Genomic DNA, 16,894 nt, shown 5'->3' with positions numbered 1-16,894 from the left:
GCCGGCTTGCTGCTCGGCTGGCAGGAGGGGCAACGCGCGCGGCACTCGCTGAAGGTCGCAGAGGAGCATGATCGGCTGACCATTCAACAGATGAAAGGGCAAGAGGAAGTCGCGCTCGGTACCGTTCCTGCCGGCACTCCGTTTCCTGTCGAGATTGCGCGCGCGGCGGAAAAGAGTTTTGTTGTCCTGGAGCTCGACGCCGACGAGGTCATCTCGCGTCGCATGACTGTTCCCGCCCAGGCTCGTGACCTGTTGCCAGGCATCGTGCGCAATCAGATCGAGCGTCTGTCGCCCTGGCGTGCCAGCCAGGCGGCCTATGGGTTCGATGTGCGGGCAGGCGCCGACGCCACCAGCCTCGACGTGCGTGTTCTCATCACTTCACGCGCCCAGCTCGAGGATGCCTGCAGCCGCCTCGGCGCGCTGGGGCTGCGGATTGATCGCGTCGTGGCGGGGAAGCGTCTTGCGGATGCAGCAGCTCCTGTCACGCTGTGGTCTCGTCTTGCGGACGCATCCGGAAATAGTCTCGCACGAGCGCGCTGGATGATCGGTGGTCTCATCGCGGCCACGCTCTGCTTGACCATGAGCGTGAGTGTCTGGGCTTTCATGACCGCGGCCTCTGCGGATGGCGAGAGCGACGATGTTGCAGCGCGCGTTGCGGCACTGCAGCGTCAGGTTCGGGGCACCCTCCCGCAGCAATCGATCGCTGCGCTGGCTCCTCCGGAGCGTGCGTGGGCCTTGAAGGAAACCTCGCCCGTAGCGGTGGTCGTTGTGGAAGCACTTTCACGCTCGCTGCCGGACACGTCCTACCTCACCGAGTTGAACCTCGATGGCGCGACACTGCGCCTCGTTGGCTTGGCCGACGATGCGCCTTCGCTGATCGCTCTCCTTGAACAATCGGGCCATCTCAAGGACGTGCGTTTTTTCGCACCGACCACGCGTGGCGCCGACGGCAGGCGCTTTGTGTTTCACATCGAGGCCCGGGTCGAGCCGCATATGAAGGTTGAGGGAGGCTAGGCCATGCTCAAACTTAGCCGTGAACAGGCATTCGCGGTCGGCGGCTTCTGCGGGCTCCTGATTATCTGCGCGTTGGTGGTCGCGGGAGCATTGCAGACCAGGGCCGAGGCTTTGGGGAAGCTCGCCGAGGGGCGTGATCGGCTCGAGAATCTCGAGGCGCGGACACGATCGGTTGCCGATCGGCGCCGGCGGATAGGAAATTCGGCAGCTCCTGCGCTCGCATTTCTCGATGCGCCCACCAGCGGACTCGCCACGGCCCAGTTCCAGGCCTATCTGTCGCAAATCGTCACGGATCAGCAGGCTGTTCTGGTCTCGTCGGGAATTCCGTCGAATGATCGCGACGACAAGAGCGACGCAATCCGGCTTCAAATCGCTTTGAACGCGACGCTTCCCGCTTTGCAGGTGCTGCTCTACCGGCTTGAAAGCGGCGCTCCCTATGTCTTCGTCGACGCACTTCTAATGCAGCCGAGCGGCTCCGGCGAGCGGGCGGTCGCGGATCCGATCTTGAAGGTCAATCTGACCCTGCATGCCTTCTGGCGCCGCAGGACCTCATGAGGGGCAGGTGAAAATTATTCGGCGGCAGCTCGCATCTGGCCGCGAAAATACGCTATCGTCTTCTCCAGTCCGCTCTTGAGATCGACGGTTGGTGTCCAGTCGAGCGCGGCGCGAGCCAGTGAAATATCGGGCTGGCGTTGACGAGGATCATCGGAAGGCAACGGCATGAACACCAGTTTGCTTCTTGACCGGGTCATTGCGATGACTTCTTCGGCAAGCTCACGGATCGTGAATTCGCGTGGATTGCCGATGTTGACCGGGCCGGTGAAGTCATCCGGTGTGTTCATGGCCCGGATCATGCCTTCGATGAGGTCGTCCACATAGCAGAAGCTGCGGGTCTGGCGTCCGTCCCCATAGATTGTGATGTCATCGCCTTTAAGCGCCTGGACAATGAAGTTCGACACCACGCGGCCGTCGTTGGGATGCATGCGGGGCCCATAGGTGTTGAAGATCCGTACCACCTTGATCCGAAGCTCATGCTGACGCCAGTAATCGAAGAACAGGGTCTCGGCGCAGCGCTTGCCTTCGTCATAACAGGAGCGCAGGCCGATAGGGTTGACGCGTCCCCAGTATGCTTCGGTTTGTGGATGAACTTCCGGATCGCCGTAGACCTCGGAAGTTGAAGCCTGGAGGATCGTTGCCTTCACGCGCTTGGCGAGGCCCAGCATGTTGATCGCGCCGTGCACACTCGTCTTGGTCGTCTGGACCGGGTCGAACTGATAGTGGATCGGCGAGGCAGGGCAGGCCAGATTGTAAATCTTGTCGACTTCGACATAGAGAGGAAACGTGACGTCGTGGCGCATCACCTCGAAACGTGCATTGCCGATCAGGTGTGCGATGTTGGCTCTGCTGCCGGTGAAGTAATTATCGACGCACAGAACGTCGTCGCCTTGCTCGATCAGCCGCTCGCACAGATGCGAGCCAAGAAATCCGGCACCGCCGGTTACCAGCACCTTTGTCACGTTACTCTCTTTTTGTTTGAAGGGCCAATGCTGGTCACCAGGTCCAGGGTCGTCGTCCTACGGAAGCGTAGTCGGCGACATGGGAGCAGTCGCCGCTCTGCGAGCCGAATACGGTCCACTGAGTGACTTTCCAGACCTTGTGTCGACGCAGATCCGCGCCGGCGAGAACGCAAACGTTCCAGGGAGCGACCACGAACTCGACGTCGTAACAACCGGGTGTGATGTCGGAGATCGTGAAATGCCGAGAAGGCGGAAGCGGTTCGATGAGCTGGTCGGGACCCCACTGTCTCGCTCCGCAGGGCGAAATATGGAGGCGCTGGAGTGAAACCTGGGAGGCGTTGACGATAGTGAAATCAGCGGCATTTGCGGTGAATGACACCGTCGCAACGATCGCCGCCAGGACGAGCTTTTGATACAATATGCTGTACATGAGAATTCCCGTACCGCCGACATGTCATCGCAATTTTGCCCGCGTGGGTTTGATGGCGAAGGATAGCATTCTTACCATTGCAGATTTGTGGCGCGCTCGTGCGACGTGCATGCGCCAGCGTGTGAAGCGTGTTTGGCAAAGTCGGCAAGACCACGATCAAGAAGAGAACTCGGACACTGCAAATCGTTGCAAGCGTATGTCGTTGTGATTGAAGGCACCAAATTGAACAGGCGGCTGTTGCGGCAGCCGAGGCAACCATCGTCTGTCCAACGTCGCAGGCGCAGGTTAGATATCTGTCACATATTTTATATATAGAACATTGCTGTCTTTCGCTGACCTGTGGTTGTTCTGGACATGGGCGGGCGGAAGGCTAGGAATGCAGATTGGGTCACGGACATCGTTGGCGGAAGCAGGGGGATGACGGCGATCAGATCCTATGTCGCAGGTTGGGGCGTGACGGCTGGCCAGCGTGGTCCGGCGCAGGGTTTCTCTGGCCCGGGGCGCTTTGCCGTCGTCTCGGCGGCCTTGGCGATTGCCGGGTTGTGTGTCGCTGTCGCGGAAGAGCGTCGGGCAGTTGATACGCCCAAACCCATCACCTTTCATATCGCTGCCCAACCTCTGGCAAACGCGTTGCAGCTCTATGGAGAACAAACCGGGGTTCAGGTTCTTTATGAAAGCAATTCCGCGATCGGCCGGAAATCGGCAGCTGTCGAGGGAGATTTCGCGCCGGAGGACGCGCTCAACCGGCTGCTGGCGGGAACCGAACTGAGGGTCCAGTACATTCGGCCGGATGCCATTACGCTTTCTCTCCCGTCTGCGGAGGATGACAAGCCTCCTGTTAGTCCGCTCGCTAGCGCGGACCTGTCGTTGGGGACGTTGCGGGTGCGTGCAACAAGCGACGGCGAGGACATCGGTCGGCTCCACGATTACAGCGAGAGCGTTCAGATCGACATCCAGAAGGCGTTGCAGAAGAACAACAGGACCCGCGGCGGCAACTATCGAGCCGTCCTTGATCTATGGATTGATCCGTCCCGTACGGTTCAGCGAACCGAACTGCTTCGCTCCACGGGCGATCAAGAGCGCGATACAGCTGTGGCGTCGGCGCTTCGTGGCCTCACAATCAGCCGGCCAGCCCCAACGAATACGCCGCAACCAGTCCGCGTCGTTATCGTTGTAAAGTCGCTGCAATGAATCTTGGTACGCCCAGCGAACGGACTTCCGGGGTCGTTCGGGCTTCGCCCGCATTTTATCGTGACGATCCAAGTGCTTGGTCGATGGGTGAGGTGCTGCGCTTGTTTCTGGTCCCGACCATCGCCGCGGTTCTTTTCGTCGGCGGAATTTACTGGGTTCGCCAGCAGCTTCCGGCTGGTCCGACGGGGCAGGATAGAGCGTCGGTCGTACAGGTTCGTCTGTTGCCAAGATCAGATCCTGCTCCGATTCCGGTGGGGCTGGAATCGCCGCCGATAGCCGCGAGTGTGGCCAACCGCACCGATGTGCCGATCGATCCGTCTGATTCTACTGCTATTAGCGACTTGACGGTAACGCAGCCAGCGCGGGATTCGACGCCGGCAGAAATCGCTGCGCCAAGCGTTCGTCCAACACCGTCGCCAGCGGATGCGCCTCCGAGCAGTGCTGCCATCAGGTTTCAGCAGGCATTGCTGCGCCACGTGGCGCGTTATCAGCGTTATCCGAATGCGGCCAGGCTAGGGCGCTTGCAGGGCTCGGTGGAGACATTGTTTTCCATGAGACGTGACGGCACGTTGCTCGGGGTCTGGGTCAAGACCAGTTCGGGCCAGGCAGTGCTCGACAGCGAGGCTGTCGATGCGATCCGGCGAGCCCAGCCGCTGCCATCGATCCCGTCCGGGCTGCCGGACCGGCTGAACATACGGGTGACGCTTGTTTTCGAACCGTCGTGACGCCACCCAGTGGCCGTAGGTGTGTTCAAAAATCCGCGCTTCACTCTCACTTTGGTTGGTGTCCTGTTGCCGTCATAAATATGTAGTCTGCCGCCGTTACCAAAACGGCAGTCTCGAAAATGCAGGCTCGAGGCTGGGCGTTAGGGCTGGGGGCCCGTGAAACGTGGCTGATATCAACCGAGTGCGGTTACGTGGCCAGCTCGTCGACAATTACGACGGTCTTGTCAGGAAGCTGACGCGCCGCTTGGGGTCGTCGGACTTCGCTTATGAAGCCTTGCATGAAACGTTTTTGCGCCTGGACCGGGTGACGGATGCGGTGCCGGTTCGTAGCCCTGCCGACTATATTTTCCGTACCGCCATCAACATCGCAAAGGACCGCCAGAAAGCTCAAAATCGCAGAGTCAGCGCATCCGAAATCGATACGCTTCTTGATGTAAGCGATGATGGGCCGGATCCGGCAAGGGTCGCGGAGGCGCGTTCCGAAATCGAAGCTTTCAAGCGAGCATTGTCCGAATTGCCATCCCGGCCTCGCGACGTCCTTCAGAGTATTTCAATCGACGGACGCTCGCCGCATGAAGTCGCGGTACGGCTGGGCGTCAGTGTTCGAACGGTCGAGAGTGATTTGAAGCGGGCGCTGAACCATTGTGCGGATAGTCTGGATCACACGCTGATCCGTCGCCTCGGCGGACCGCGCCCGCGCTCATAAGTTCAATCGGCTTCAATATCATTCGCAAGAACAATTCATTGCCAGAACAATAATGTAACCGTCGCACGCGGTTTTGTTCGTGCGTTTTCAGCCCGATCGCAGCACGGAAAACCTGAGCTTCTCAACTTTTTGCGGGATTATTCTGCGGGATAGGCGGCTTTCAATCGTCTATGCAATAGGGACCCATGTGCAAATCATGGATGGGCGCGATCCGGACGAGGTTTCGGGGGGAGATGACGAAGCACGTTAAAGCAATATCAATCGGCGAGCGTCCATCGGCGGGATCGACCAGGTCTCCAATGAGGGATTCCTACGCTCGCGCGTTGACGTGCACCGGTCGTTCGTACCTCCGGCGGCTGCGGCAACACGTTGAAACACCTGCCTCGCATGGAATCATCTATATAATCAACGCAATGCCTTCGGCCTACCAGGAGGTTTTGGTTTGGCGAGGATGGCAATGAGCGATCAATCGTGACCGTGCCGACCCACACATCCGAACCATCTCCATTGTTGGACGAGGCCCTTGACTGGGTCGTTCGGTTGAAAACCGGTGCGCCCACGCAGGCCGATGTTGACGCACTGCAACGCTGGCGACAGCGGAGCCCGGCACACGAGGCGGCTTTCAGGCAGGCTGCGCGGCTTTATCGCCATGCAGGAATCGCAGTTCGTGAACTTGCCGGCGAGCAGGCTGATGAGATCGTATCAGCCCCGCAACGGCCGCCGCGCCTGCTTTCCCGTCGGTTGGTGCTGGGTGGGGCAGTCGCCGCGGCGGCGGGTTATGTGATGGTTCGTCCGCCGCTCGGTCTGTGGCCCTCGATCGAAGAATTGTCGGCGGACTACCGGACCGGGAAGGGCGAGCAGCGCAAGGTTGTGGTGGCGCCTGAGGTTTCCGTGGAATTGAACACCCAAACAAGCATAGCGCTGCGATCCGCGCCAAGCGAAACCAGGATCGAACTGATCTCCGGCGAAGCTGCGGTTACCACGAAGCTGTCGGCGGCGAAGCCGTTGGTGATGCTCGCGGGAGAAGGTCGCATTTCCGCGTTGCAGGCCAATTTCAATGCCCGTTGCCTCGATGGGCTCGTCTCGGTGACGTGCCTAAGCGGGATTGTGACGGTTGAGTTAGGAGGCCGCACGGCGCGGCTTGGCAAGGCGGAGCAAGTTACGTACTCGCGCACTGGCTTGGAAGCGTCCGTGCCGGTCGATGCGACCCAGGTTTCGGCCTGGCAGGCGGGGCTGTTGATTTTCCGTGACCGGCCCCTGACCAGCGTCGTGGACGAGGTCAATCGCTATCGCTCGGGGAAAATCATCATTACCAATGCAGAACTCAAGCGCCGGCTTGTCAACGGCACGTTCCAGCTCGACAAGCTCGAGAATTTCGTTGCTCAAGTTGAGCAACTCTTCGGTGCGCGCATCACATCGCTTCCGGGCGGTGTCGTGCTCCTGAGTTAAGCACGAAGGCCGAGTTCGTGTCGGCCTAAGGCGATTCCTGAAGAAACGCCAAATTTCTTCTCTTTTTTCGAAAAAAGTTTTGCGGGTTTGCGCTCGCCCAATCGTCTCTTGAATGAGGCCTCGTCGTCGCGGTGTTCCTGCCACGGTCGCGTGCGCCTGCAAGAAGTGAGCGGACGTCTGTGCGAAGTCGAAGTGGTAACAAGGATCGCCGGCATCGGGTGCGATGCCGGAAGGAGCTGCGGCTGGGTGTCGCGGCGGTAACGTGCATTGGGATTTTTGCTGCCGGAGCTTTTCCGGCTCACGCAGCGAAGCAGGCGGCCACGGCTACGGCGCCTGCCTCGGGTTCCGCCAACACGGCACCGCCGGCTGCTGCTCCGGGGCAAAAGCCCGCGGCGACGCAGCGTTTTGATATCGATGACTTCGCCGTGCAGGGGGCCGATACCTTGCCGCAGATCGAGATCGAGGAAGCCATCTATCAGTTCCTCGGCCCGAACAAGAGCGCCGATGATGTCGAGAAGGCGCGGGCGGCACTGGAAAAGGCATATCACGACAAGGGCTTCCAAACCGTCAGTGTCGCGGTTCCGCAGCAGAACGTGCAAGGGGGCGTCGTTACACTCAAGGTGACTGAGCTGAAGGTCGGCCGGTTGCGGGTGAAGAATTCGCGTTATTTCGATCTCGGCCGGATCAAGGGTGGTGCGCCGTCCCTGAAAGAGGGGACGGTGCCGAACTTCGGCGAGGTCACCAAGGACATCGTCTCGCTGAATCAGTGGCCCGATCGGCGGATTACGCCGGCGCTGCGTGCGGGCGTGACGCCGGGCACAGTCGATGTCGACCTCAATGTCGAAGACAAGTCCCCGTTCCATGCCAGCATCGAAGTCAACAATCGGCAGTCGCCCAGCACGACGGCGACGCGCCTGAGCTCTACCGTACATTACGACAATCTGTGGCAGCTCGGCCATTCGCTGAGCTTCACCTATCAGGTGGCCCCGGAGCGTCCGCATGATGCGGAGGTATTTTCCGGATCGTACCTAGCACGGGTTCCGGACGTCGACTGGCTCAACCTGTTGTTCTACGGCGTCAAGTCGAGCAGCAATGTCGCCTCCGTGGGTGGCACCAACATTGTCGGCCCGGGCGAGATCGTCGGCGGCCGCGCGGTGATGACACTGCCGACCCGCGATGGCCTGTTCCATACGCTGTCGGTGGGGCTCGACTACAAACACTTCGACCAGACCGTGCGTATCGGCCTTGATGGCTTCTCGTCGCCAGTCACGTATTACCCGGTGGTCGCAAGTTACGGTGCGACATTCCAGAATGAAACGTTCACCACCCAGTTCAATGCCGGCATCACCTACAATTTGCGGACGCCGAGCAGTCCGTGGGACGAGTTCGACAATAAGCGCACCTATGCGTCGGCGAGCTTCACCCATCTCAACCTCGATGTCTCCCACACCCATGAACTGACCGAGGGCTTCCAGGTTTATGCCAAAGTCCAGGGTCAATTGGCCGATGGGCCGCTGGTGTCGAGCGAGCAGTTCAGCCTCGGCGGGCTGGATACCGTGCGCGGTTACCTTGAATCCGAAGTGCTTGGTGACAGCGGCGTGGCCGGCAATCTCGAGCTACGCAGCCCCAACATCGGCAGTTTATTGCAGGCACAGCTCAAGAACGAGTCCGGCAAGGGCGCGCCGCGTTTCACCACGTTCAATGACTGGCGGTTCTTCGTGTTCGCGGATGGCGGGCACGCAACGGTGTTGAGGCCGCTCGTTGAGCAGGTGTCGCAATTCGACGTCTGGAGTTACGGCGTCGGCACTCGCTTCAAGGTGTTCGATTACGTCAGCGGCATGGTCGCATACTCGGTGCCGATGGTCAGTCAAACTTACACACAAGCGCGGGATCCGCGCGTGAATTTCCGGATCTGGGGTGAATTCTGATGACAATGGGGTGGGATATGTGGCGCACGCGCCGATCGGCATTTCAGCGGGCGACCGCAAAGGCTCTGACAGCCGTGCTGCTCGGGTTTGCGGCTGTGACGATGCTGCTTCCGTCGCCGGCGAAGGCCTGGTGGAACGACGAATGGCAGTTGCGCAAGAAGATCACGGTCGATACCAGCGCTTCCGGCGCCAATATCACCGATCCGATCGGCGCCTCGCCGGTGCTGGTGCGGTTGCATGTCGGGAATTTCCGGTTCGCCTCGGCGAAGGAAGACGGCAGCGATCTGCGTTTCGTCGCCGGCGACGACAAGACGCCACTGAAGCATCATCTTGAAAAATTCGACTCGCTGCTCGGCGAGGCCTTGGTGTGGGTTGCGGTGCCCGGCTTGCCGTCGGGCGCTAAGACCGATATCTGGCTTTATTACGGCAACAAGAAAGCGCTGGCGACCAACGATGCGAAGGGGACCTATGATCCCGATACGCAGCTGGTCTATCATTTCAGCGAACGCGGCACGCCGGCGCTCGACTCCTCGGTGTGGGCCAACAATGCCCAAAGCGTCGGCCAGCCGGCGGATGGCTCGCTGATCGGCACCGGCCTTCGGCTTGACGGCCGCACCGCCTTGAGCTTGCCGGCGTCATCATCGCTTGCGCTCGCGGACAACGCGTCGTTGACGTGGTCCGCCTGGATCAAGCCGGCGGCACTGCAGCCAAATGCTGCTCTCTACAGCCGCCGCGATGGTGCCAGCGCACTGGTGATTGGTCTCGACAGCGGCGTGCCGTTCGTCGAAGTCACCAACGCCGGGGCCGCGCAGCGCAGTGGCCCCGGCGCGCCGCTTGCACCGAACGGCTGGCATCACCTGGCCGTCGTTGCCGGTAATGGCCAGATCACGCTTTATCTCGACGGCGCTTCCTATGCGTCGCTCGCCGCGGCTTTGCCCGCACTCAATACCGTCGCCTTGGTTGGGGGAGACACCTCGGCCCCCAGTGTTTCCCCGGCTACGCCCGCGACGGCGCCGTCCGCAGCCCCACAGTCTGAGACCCCTGCTGTGCCGGCTGCGGACGGTGGCTCAACACCTGCTGCGGCACCCGATGCTGTCGCCACAGCTCCGGCGTCTGCCGCTGCGATGGCCGGCTTTGTTGGTGACATCGATGAATTGCAGATCGCAAAGATCGTGCGTCCCAGCGGGTTCATCAAGGCCGCCGCGATCGGGCAGGGCCCCGATCAGGCCAAGCTGATGTCATTCAGCGTCGACGAGGAAACCGCGAGCTGGCTGTCGGGTTATTTCGCGGTGATCCTGAAATCAGTCACCCTCGACGGCTGGGTTGTCATCGGAATCCTGATGATCATGGCGGCGGTCAGCTGGGTCGTGATGTACGACCGGGCCTCGTATCTGAACAAGCAGGCCAGGGCCAACGCGCAGTTCATGAAGGGATTTCGCGAGATCGCTTCGGATTTGACGATGCTGGATCGCGGCGATGCCGACGAGGTCTCGACGCTGGGCGGGCGCCTGACCGAGGCCGATGCCAAGATGATGAGGTCCTCGTCGCTCTACCGCATCTATCACATCGGCGCCGCGGAAATCCGTCACCGTTTTGTCGGAAACGGCACCCGCGCACCGGTGCTGTCCGCGGTGTCGATCGCCGCCATTCGTGCCGCGCTTGACAGCGGCGTGGTCAAGGAGATGCAGCGCCTTAACCGGCTGATGGTGGTATTGACCATTGCGATCTCCGGCGGACCGTTTCTTGGCCTGCTCGGCACCGTGGTCGGCGTCATGATCACCTTCGCGGCGATTGCCGCGAGCGGCGACGTCAACGTCAATGCCATCGCACCGGGCATCGCCGCGGCGCTAGTCGCCACCGTCGCCGGCCTCGGCGTCGCGATCCCGGCACTTTTCGGCTACAACTACCTGATCTCCCGGATCAAGGACCTGACCAGCGACATCCAGGTGTTCGTCGACGAGTTCGTGACCAAGATGGCGGAGTTTTACTCTGCCGATCGGCCCGGTCCGGCCGAACATCGCATCGCCGCGGAGTAACGGCGATGCAGATCCAGAGCGACAGCAAGCCATATGACGACATCAACATCACTCCGATGCTGGATCTCGCTTACGTCCTGCTGGTGATCTTCATCATCATGACCACGGCGACCGTGCAGGGCCAGAAAGTCAATCTGCCCAAGGCGTCGGCCGCGCCCAGCCTCGCTACCCAGACCACCAAGGCAATTACGGTGGCCAACGACGGCAAGATCTTTCTCGACACCATTCCGGTGACGTTGCCGGAACTCGAACAGCGCCTGGTGCAGCAGAAGGCGCTGACACCGGAATTCCCGGTTGTGCTGCGCGGCGACGCGCAGGCGCAGTATCAGAACGTGATGGACGTGCTCGACCTGCTGGGACGTATCGGTCTCACCCAGGTCGGACTTGCCACCAAGCCGCTTGTGAAGTGAACGGGCAAACGGGCTCCGCCATGATCATGCAATTGCCGCACGATGCTCAGCCGCAGCGAAGGACGCTCTGGTCGCGGCTGCGTGATGTGGTCTCGTCCTTCGATCATGAACGCGCCCGTGCCAACGCGTCGTTGCGCGCGATGAACGGTGGCGGCGGCGTTCAAGTCGGTACGCAAATTCGCGAGCAGGTTCAGCAGAATACGGACGGCGATGCACGCAACGCAATCTTGCCATTTCCGATTCACGGCGAAGCGCTGCTGGTGAAACTTGCTGAGGTTCTGCGCAACCGGATCGAGGATCGTGGCCCGGATCGGAACCCGCTGATGTTGACGATGTCGCGTTATCCCGCGGCGCGGCTGTGGATCGACCGTACCGCCTATGTCGAAATCCGCGGTGGTCAATCGGCATATCACGTCGCTATCGAGGCCGCGCCCGATACGGTCGTATCGATGGAGACGACTGACTTCGATACACTCGTCAGGTTCGTCATGCAGTACGTCGCCGGCAGGCTTTCGGAATCGACAGCCTTGGGGGCCGCATCATGAATCAGCTGGCGAGAGATCAGAACTCGTTGATTGCGCGCAGGACCGTTGTGTCGGAAAGCTCGCCGAGCGAGTCCGCAACCGGCAAGCCGCCGATGGAAACGGCTGCGAAGTCCGAACCGGTTGCCGGCAAGGAGCGCAGTTCGTTCCAGCGTTATGGCATCGCACTGGCGCTGATGGCGATCATCTTCGGCGGTGCCGGCTACTACCTCCTTGGTCATGACGACATGCCGCCGCCACGCCAGGTTCGCGAGCTGACCATCGTCAACATCCTGCCGTCGCCTCCGCCGCCACCGCCTCCACCACCGCAGCAGATGCCCGAGCAGAAGATGGTCGAGCAGCCGAAGATGGCGGAGCCGGAGTTCAAGGAAGACAAGCCGCTTGAGAAGCCGAAGGACGAGCCGATCAAGGATGCGAAGAACGCCGAGCCTCCCGGTCCGCTCTCGCTCGATGCCAAGGCGACGGGGCCAGGTGACCTGTTCAATCTCGGCGGCAAACCCGGCGGCAATCCTTACGGCGGAGGAGGCGGTGGCAGCCGCTGGGGCTGGTACGCCACCATTGTGACGTCGCAGATCGAGGCGGCGATCCGGTCCAATCCGAAAACCCGCAACATGTCCGCGCAGATACAGGTGCGGCTGTGGGCCGACAGCTCGGGCCGTATCAGCCGGGTCATTCTGACGCCATCGACCGGCAGTGCCGAGGTCGATGCGGCACTTCGCAACGAGGTGATCGGCAGCCTGACGTTGCGCGAGCCGCCACCCAAGGACATGCCGATGCCCGTGGTGACCCGTGTCACTGCGCGACGGCCGAGCTGACCGAGTGAAATTTTCCGACACCTGACGTGATGAGTGAGAACTGGGGGACTGATGTTTAAGATGAGAGCAGACGCAGACTGGCGCGCGATCCCGCTTGCGGTGTCGCTGTGCGCGCTCGCCTGCGCCACGCCGGCCATGAGCCAGACTGCGGGGCAGACCGCCGCGGAACCGGCGCCGGCAAAAAAGCGACCGGCGATATCGAACGCCAAGCCGAGTTCGCCGAACGCCACCATCAACCTGGTCAACCTGCTGGTGCAGCAGGGGGTTCTTAAGGAAGAGCAGGCCCAGACGCTGATCAAGCAGGCCGAGGACGAGGCCTATGTCTCGCGCCAGGCGGCGAAGGATGCCACTGCCAAAGCCGACGATGCGGCGAAGGCGGCAAGCGCCGCGTCGGCCGCAGCCCAGCCACCTGGAACCCGTCACGTCACCTACGTCCCCGAAGTTGTCAAAAGACAGTTACGTGACGAGATTAAGAAAGAGGTGATGGCTAAGGCACAGAAGGAAAACTGGGCGTCACCCGGCGCTTATCCGGAATGGGCGCAGCGTATCCGTTTCTACGGCGATGCGCGCGTGCGTTATCAGGGCAGCATGTTTCCGACGGGGAACGATCCGTTCGGTACGCAAAACTACAATGCGATCAATACCGGTTCACCTTTCGATCCCTTCAATGCCAATGGCATTATTCCACCATCCTATAATTCCACTCAAAATCGTGACCAATTCCGGCTTCGCGCTCGACTCGGCATGGAGGCGGATCTTTATAATGGCTTTACCGCTGGCCTGCGCATTGCCACCGGGGAGAACAGTTCGCCGATCTCGACCAACCAGACGTTCGGCAACAACGGTGGCAATTTCTCAAAATATGCGCTGTGGCTCGATCGTGGATATTTGAGCTATCAGACGTGGGATGGCGATCTGAAGATCTCCGCCGGTCGGTTTGATAATCCGTTCTGGTCGCCAACCGATCTGGTCTGGTACCGCGAGCTCGGTTTCGATGGTTTCGCCGTGCAAGCCAAGCATGAGGTGTTCGAGGGCTTCACGCCGTTTGCGGTGGCTGGCGCGTTTCCGATCTACAACACCGATTTCAATGCCGGGATCAACCTGAGCACGGATACTGCAAGGTTCCCGAGCCATGATAAATGGCTCTTTGGCGGCCAAGTCGGTTTCAACGCTCGGTTTAGCCCTGAATACACGTTCAAATTTGGCGTGGCTTATTACGATTTCACCAATGTGCAGGGGCAAATCTCCAGTCCCTGCTCGGTCAACTCGGCGTCGGATATTTGCGATACCGACCTGACCCGGCCATCGTTTGCGCAGAAAGGCAACACCTACATGCCGCTGCGCAGCATCATCCCGACTGTCGCCAACAACAACGGGCAGGGACCAGGTCTCTTTCAGTATCTTGGGTTAGTGAGCCAATACCGGCCGCTGACCGTAAGCGGCCAGCTTGATCTTGGTCACTTCCATCCTTTCCACATCGTTCTCGACGGCGAATACGTGATCAACACGGCTTTCAAACGCAGCCTCATGAATCCTGACCTCATCGTCAACAACCTTACTTCCTCGGTGAACGGTTCTCCGCAAGTGTTCAACGGCGGCAACCAGGGTTGGATGGGACGCCTGACCGTCGGCAACAAGGAGATCAAGCATCTATGGGATTGGAATGTTCACGCCGGCTACAAGTATCTTGAGTCCGATGCCACGCTCGATGCGTTCGCGGACTCCGATTTCGGCCTTGGTGGCACCAATCTCAAGGGTTACTTCCTCGGCGGTAATCTTGGTCTCAGTGAGAACGTCTGGGCGACCCTGCGCTGGATGAGTGCAAACAACATCGCCGGCACCCCCTACGCCGTCGACGTCCTGCAAGTCGATCTCAACGCCAGGTTCTAATCATGCGTATCCGCATCCATCTCGTGGTGATCGCGGCGGCGACACTCGTGTCCAGCATGGCGCTCGCCCAGTCTGAAACCGACCGCCTGCGCGAGGCCTTGCGCAGCGCCACCATGCAGACCCGTGCGCTGGAAGACCAGCGTACGGCGCTGCAAGCTAAACTTACCGACGCTGATCGCGAAAAAGCCGCGGCAAAGGCCGAAATCGACGCCGCCAAAGCGCAGGTCAAGAAGATCGAGAAGGAGCATCGTGAAGCGGTGGACGAATTCAACCAACGCCTGACCGAACGCGATCAAACCTTGGACAAGTGGAAGGCCGCCTATGAGGAGGCCGCCACTGTCGCGCGTTCCAAGGATGCCGAGCGCGCCAAGTTCGAAAGCGAAGCCACCACCTACAAGGCCAGCACCAAGAGCTGCCTGGCCAAGAACACCCTGCTGATCAAAGCCGGCAAGGACTTGGTGCAGCGTTACAAGGAAGTGACCATCGGTGACACCATCGTCGCCCGCGAGCCGGTACTGGAACTGCGCCGGGTCGAGATGCAGAACCAGCTGCAGGACACCTACGACAAGTTCCTCGATCAGAAGGAGAACCCATGACCAACGCATCCGTTCTCATCAAAGTGGTGCAATCCGCCGGCATCGCGGCCGTTGCCGCGACCGTGCTCTGCACCCCAATGGTTGCGCTGGCGCAGACGTTGACGCCGCCGGCGCCGCGCCCAGTCCAGGCGCAGGCCAAGCCGAAGCCCGCGCCACAACCGACGGCGGCTCAATCGCAGCCGGTGCCGGTGCAGGCGGCGCAGGGAACCATTTCGGGAACCACGCAAGGTCTAGCGACCGGCAAGGCAGCGGGTGGCGAGGACGTCATCGCGCGCGTCGGCAACGTCAACGTATCGGCGGACGATTTGCGCAGCTATGTAGCGGCGCTCGGTCCGCGCGAGCAGGCCGCCCTGGCCAAGGATCCGGCGTTGCTCAGCCAGGCTGTGCGCCTGCTGCTCGCCAACCGGCTGGTGCTGCAGGAGGCGCTGGCCAAGAAATGGGACCAGAAGCCCGCGGTCGCTGCGCAACTCGACCGGATGCGCGAAAGCGCAGTGGTCGAGCTTTATCTGCAGTCGGTCACGACCCCGCCCGCCAACTTTCCCAGCGATGATGATGTGCAGAAGGTCTATGACGCCAATCGCAGCGCCTTCCTGATGCCGCGCCAGTTCCAATTGGCGCAGATCTTCATTGCTGCGCCAAAGGAGGCCGACAAGGCTGCCGAGGACAAGGCCAAGCAAGAGCTCGATGACGTCGTCCGCAAACTGAAGGTTCCTGGCGCGGATTTTGGCGCCATTGCCAGCTCCAGCAATAACGACGCGAAGGACGGCGGCGATCTTGGCTGGGTCGCCGAAAATCAGATCAGGCCCGAAATTCGCACTCAGGTGATGGGGCTCACAAAGAATACCGTGTCCGATCCGGTCAAGCTCGACGACGGCTGGCACATCCTCAAGCTGATCGATACCAAGGCATCCTACACCCGCACGCTACCCGAAGTCCGCGAACAGCTCGTGCAGCAAATTCGCTCCGAGCGCGCGACCATGCTGCGGCGCGCTTATCTCGCGGATCTGCAAAAGCAGAATCCGCCGGTGCTCAACGAACTCGCGTTGTCGAACCTGCTCGACAACTCCCGAAAATAACATCTGGAGAATTCCATGACTGATGCCGTCATCACTAAGCTCTCCCTCGACACGCTGCGCGAGGGTTTCCAGAGCGCCGGTTACCGCGTCGAGGCGCTGACCGATCCGGTCGCCAATATTCAATATTTGCGATCGGCGACCGCGGGCCTGGCGTTCGATATCCGTCCGGGCAACCAGTTCGTCGGCGAAGAGCAAGCGTTTGCCGACGTCGCTCTTGTCGCAGCGCTCCAGGTGCAGGGTGAATTGCCGCTCGATCTGGTCAATCGCTGGAATGCGACCCGCCGTTTCGGACGACTGCAGGTCAGCCATCCGTTCCTGGTATTTTGCCTCGATGTCTCGGTCGCCGGCGGTGTCGCGCCGAATTATCTGCGCGGGCAGATCGAAATCTGGGATCGGCTGGTCCAGGAGTTGATTGCCTATCTGCGTGAAGAACTGCGCAAACTGGGCGCGACCAATGGTGCGACGGCCCCCGTCGCGCAACCAGCGGCAAAAGCCGAGGAACCGGCGCTCGATCGTGCTGCGGATCTTGGTGCACCCGCCACTATTCAGTAAGTCGCGGGAGTGACGCG

Annotated in this window: 17 protein-coding genes; 15 read left to right on the top strand and 2 right to left on the bottom strand. The window is 60.7% G+C overall.

All coding sequences use genetic code 11. The annotated features are described in order from the left end of the window. Positions 1-6: 6 nt before the first annotated feature. Both RS897_RS34730 and gspM read left to right on the top strand, forming a co-directional pair. Entirely contained in the window at positions 7-1,014 is a 1,008-nt protein-coding gene (locus RS897_RS34730; protein WP_315833182.1) for a PilN domain-containing protein, read from the top strand. 3 nt (positions 1,015-1,017) lie between these two features. Then, a complete protein-coding gene (gene gspM / locus RS897_RS34725) occupies positions 1,018-1,569 on the top strand; it encodes a type II secretion system protein GspM (protein WP_315833181.1) in 552 nt (183 codons plus the stop codon). A 14-nt stretch (positions 1,570-1,583) separates the two neighbouring features. On the opposite strand, the gene RS897_RS34720 is transcribed toward gspM, so the two are convergent. Together RS897_RS34720 and RS897_RS34715 are read right to left on the bottom strand one after the other, a co-directional pair. Then, positions 1,584-2,531 carry a UDP-glucuronic acid decarboxylase family protein gene (locus tag RS897_RS34720; RefSeq protein WP_315833180.1) on the bottom strand — a complete coding sequence of 316 codons (948 nt, stop codon included), beginning with the start codon at positions 2,529-2,531 and terminating at the stop codon, positions 1,584-1,586. 34 nt (positions 2,532-2,565) lie between these two features. Beyond that, positions 2,566-2,961, bottom strand: a complete 396-nt coding sequence (locus tag RS897_RS34715; RefSeq protein WP_315833179.1) for a hypothetical protein — start codon at positions 2,959-2,961, stop codon at positions 2,566-2,568. Positions 2,962-3,378: 417 nt separating this feature from the next. Between RS897_RS34715 and RS897_RS34710 the strand changes: the two genes are divergently transcribed. From RS897_RS34710 to RS897_RS34650, 13 genes are all read left to right on the top strand, one after another. Continuing rightward, entirely contained in the window at positions 3,379-4,152 is a 774-nt protein-coding gene (locus tag RS897_RS34710) for a secretin and TonB N-terminal domain-containing protein (RefSeq protein ID WP_315833178.1), read from the top strand. Positions 4,153-4,235: 83 nt separating this feature from the next. Next, complete coding sequence (locus RS897_RS34705; RefSeq protein WP_315833177.1) at positions 4,236-4,877, top strand: energy transducer TonB family protein; 642 nt, start codon at positions 4,236-4,238, stop codon at positions 4,875-4,877. Positions 4,878-5,040: 163 nt separating this feature from the next. Continuing rightward, complete coding sequence (locus RS897_RS34700) at positions 5,041-5,583, top strand: RNA polymerase sigma factor (protein ID WP_315833176.1); 543 nt, start codon at positions 5,041-5,043, stop codon at positions 5,581-5,583. 471 nt (positions 5,584-6,054) lie between these two features. Beyond that, positions 6,055-7,032, top strand: a complete 978-nt coding sequence (locus tag RS897_RS34695; RefSeq protein ID WP_315833175.1) for a FecR family protein — start codon at positions 6,055-6,057, stop codon at positions 7,030-7,032. A 236-nt stretch (positions 7,033-7,268) separates the two neighbouring features. Beyond that, the gene (locus tag RS897_RS34690; protein ID WP_407654587.1) at positions 7,269-8,960 is read left to right on the top strand and encodes a ShlB/FhaC/HecB family hemolysin secretion/activation protein; all 1,692 of its coding nucleotides are present in this window, start codon (positions 7,269-7,271) and stop codon (positions 8,958-8,960) included. Next, complete coding sequence (locus RS897_RS34685) at positions 8,960-10,996, top strand: DUF2341 domain-containing protein (RefSeq protein WP_407654362.1); 2,037 nt, start codon at positions 8,960-8,962, stop codon at positions 10,994-10,996. The genes RS897_RS34690 and RS897_RS34685 overlap by 1 nt, the downstream gene beginning before the upstream one ends. 5 nt (positions 10,997-11,001) lie before the next feature. Further along, positions 11,002-11,406 carry an ExbD/TolR family protein gene (locus RS897_RS34680; protein WP_315833174.1) on the top strand — a complete coding sequence of 135 codons (405 nt, stop codon included), beginning with the start codon at positions 11,002-11,004 and terminating at the stop codon, positions 11,404-11,406. A gap of 20 nt (positions 11,407-11,426) precedes the next feature. Beyond that, positions 11,427-11,951, top strand: coding sequence for a hypothetical protein (locus RS897_RS34675; RefSeq protein WP_315833173.1), 525 nt, complete (start codon positions 11,427-11,429; stop codon positions 11,949-11,951). 92 nt (positions 11,952-12,043) lie between these two features. Beyond that, positions 12,044-12,763 carry an energy transducer TonB gene (locus RS897_RS34670; RefSeq protein WP_315838837.1) on the top strand — a complete coding sequence of 240 codons (720 nt, stop codon included), beginning with the start codon at positions 12,044-12,046 and terminating at the stop codon, positions 12,761-12,763. Positions 12,764-12,814: 51 nt separating this feature from the next. Then, the gene (locus RS897_RS34665; protein WP_315833172.1) at positions 12,815-14,653 is read left to right on the top strand and encodes a putative porin; all 1,839 of its coding nucleotides are present in this window, start codon (positions 12,815-12,817) and stop codon (positions 14,651-14,653) included. A gap of 2 nt (positions 14,654-14,655) precedes the next feature. Then, positions 14,656-15,249, top strand: a complete 594-nt coding sequence (locus tag RS897_RS34660; protein WP_315833171.1) for a hypothetical protein — start codon at positions 14,656-14,658, stop codon at positions 15,247-15,249. Continuing rightward, complete coding sequence (locus tag RS897_RS34655) at positions 15,246-16,325, top strand: peptidylprolyl isomerase (protein WP_315833170.1); 1,080 nt, start codon at positions 15,246-15,248, stop codon at positions 16,323-16,325. Before RS897_RS34660 ends, RS897_RS34655 begins: the two co-directional genes overlap by 4 nt. Before the next feature lie 15 nt (positions 16,326-16,340). Beyond that, entirely contained in the window at positions 16,341-16,877 is a 537-nt protein-coding gene (locus RS897_RS34650; protein ID WP_315833169.1) for a YbjN domain-containing protein, read from the top strand. Positions 16,878-16,894: the final 17 nt, after the last annotated feature.

The organism is Bradyrhizobium prioriisuperbiae, from assembly GCF_032397745.1.
In the GTDB taxonomy this organism is placed as follows: Bacteria; Pseudomonadota; Alphaproteobacteria; order Rhizobiales; family Xanthobacteraceae; genus Bradyrhizobium_A; species Bradyrhizobium_A prioriisuperbiae.
This window is presented reverse-complemented; position numbering and strand designations above follow the sequence as displayed.

Coding starts and splice junctions, on each gene's coding strand:
- RS897_RS34665 (WP_315833172.1), top strand. CDS start 12,815: ATGTTTAAGATGAGAGCAGACGCAGACTGGCGCGCGATCCCGCTTGCG.
- RS897_RS34655 (WP_315833170.1), top strand. CDS start 15,246: ATGACCAACGCATCCGTTCTCATCAAAGTGGTGCAATCCGCCGGCATC.
- RS897_RS34675 (WP_315833173.1), top strand. CDS start 11,427: ATGATCATGCAATTGCCGCACGATGCTCAGCCGCAGCGAAGGACGCTC.
- RS897_RS34660 (WP_315833171.1), top strand. CDS start 14,656: ATGCGTATCCGCATCCATCTCGTGGTGATCGCGGCGGCGACACTCGTG.
- RS897_RS34650 (WP_315833169.1), top strand. CDS start 16,341: ATGACTGATGCCGTCATCACTAAGCTCTCCCTCGACACGCTGCGCGAG.
- RS897_RS34685 (WP_407654362.1), top strand. CDS start 8,960: ATGACAATGGGGTGGGATATGTGGCGCACGCGCCGATCGGCATTTCAG.
- RS897_RS34710 (WP_315833178.1), top strand. CDS start 3,379: ATGACGGCGATCAGATCCTATGTCGCAGGTTGGGGCGTGACGGCTGGC.
- RS897_RS34670 (WP_315838837.1), top strand. CDS start 12,044: ATGGAAACGGCTGCGAAGTCCGAACCGGTTGCCGGCAAGGAGCGCAGT.
- RS897_RS34705 (WP_315833177.1), top strand. CDS start 4,236: ATGGGTGAGGTGCTGCGCTTGTTTCTGGTCCCGACCATCGCCGCGGTT.
- gspM (WP_315833181.1), top strand. CDS start 1,018: ATGCTCAAACTTAGCCGTGAACAGGCATTCGCGGTCGGCGGCTTCTGC.
- RS897_RS34715 (WP_315833179.1), bottom strand. CDS start 2,961: ATGTACAGCATATTGTATCAAAAGCTCGTCCTGGCGGCGATCGTTGCG.
- RS897_RS34680 (WP_315833174.1), top strand. CDS start 11,002: ATGCAGATCCAGAGCGACAGCAAGCCATATGACGACATCAACATCACT.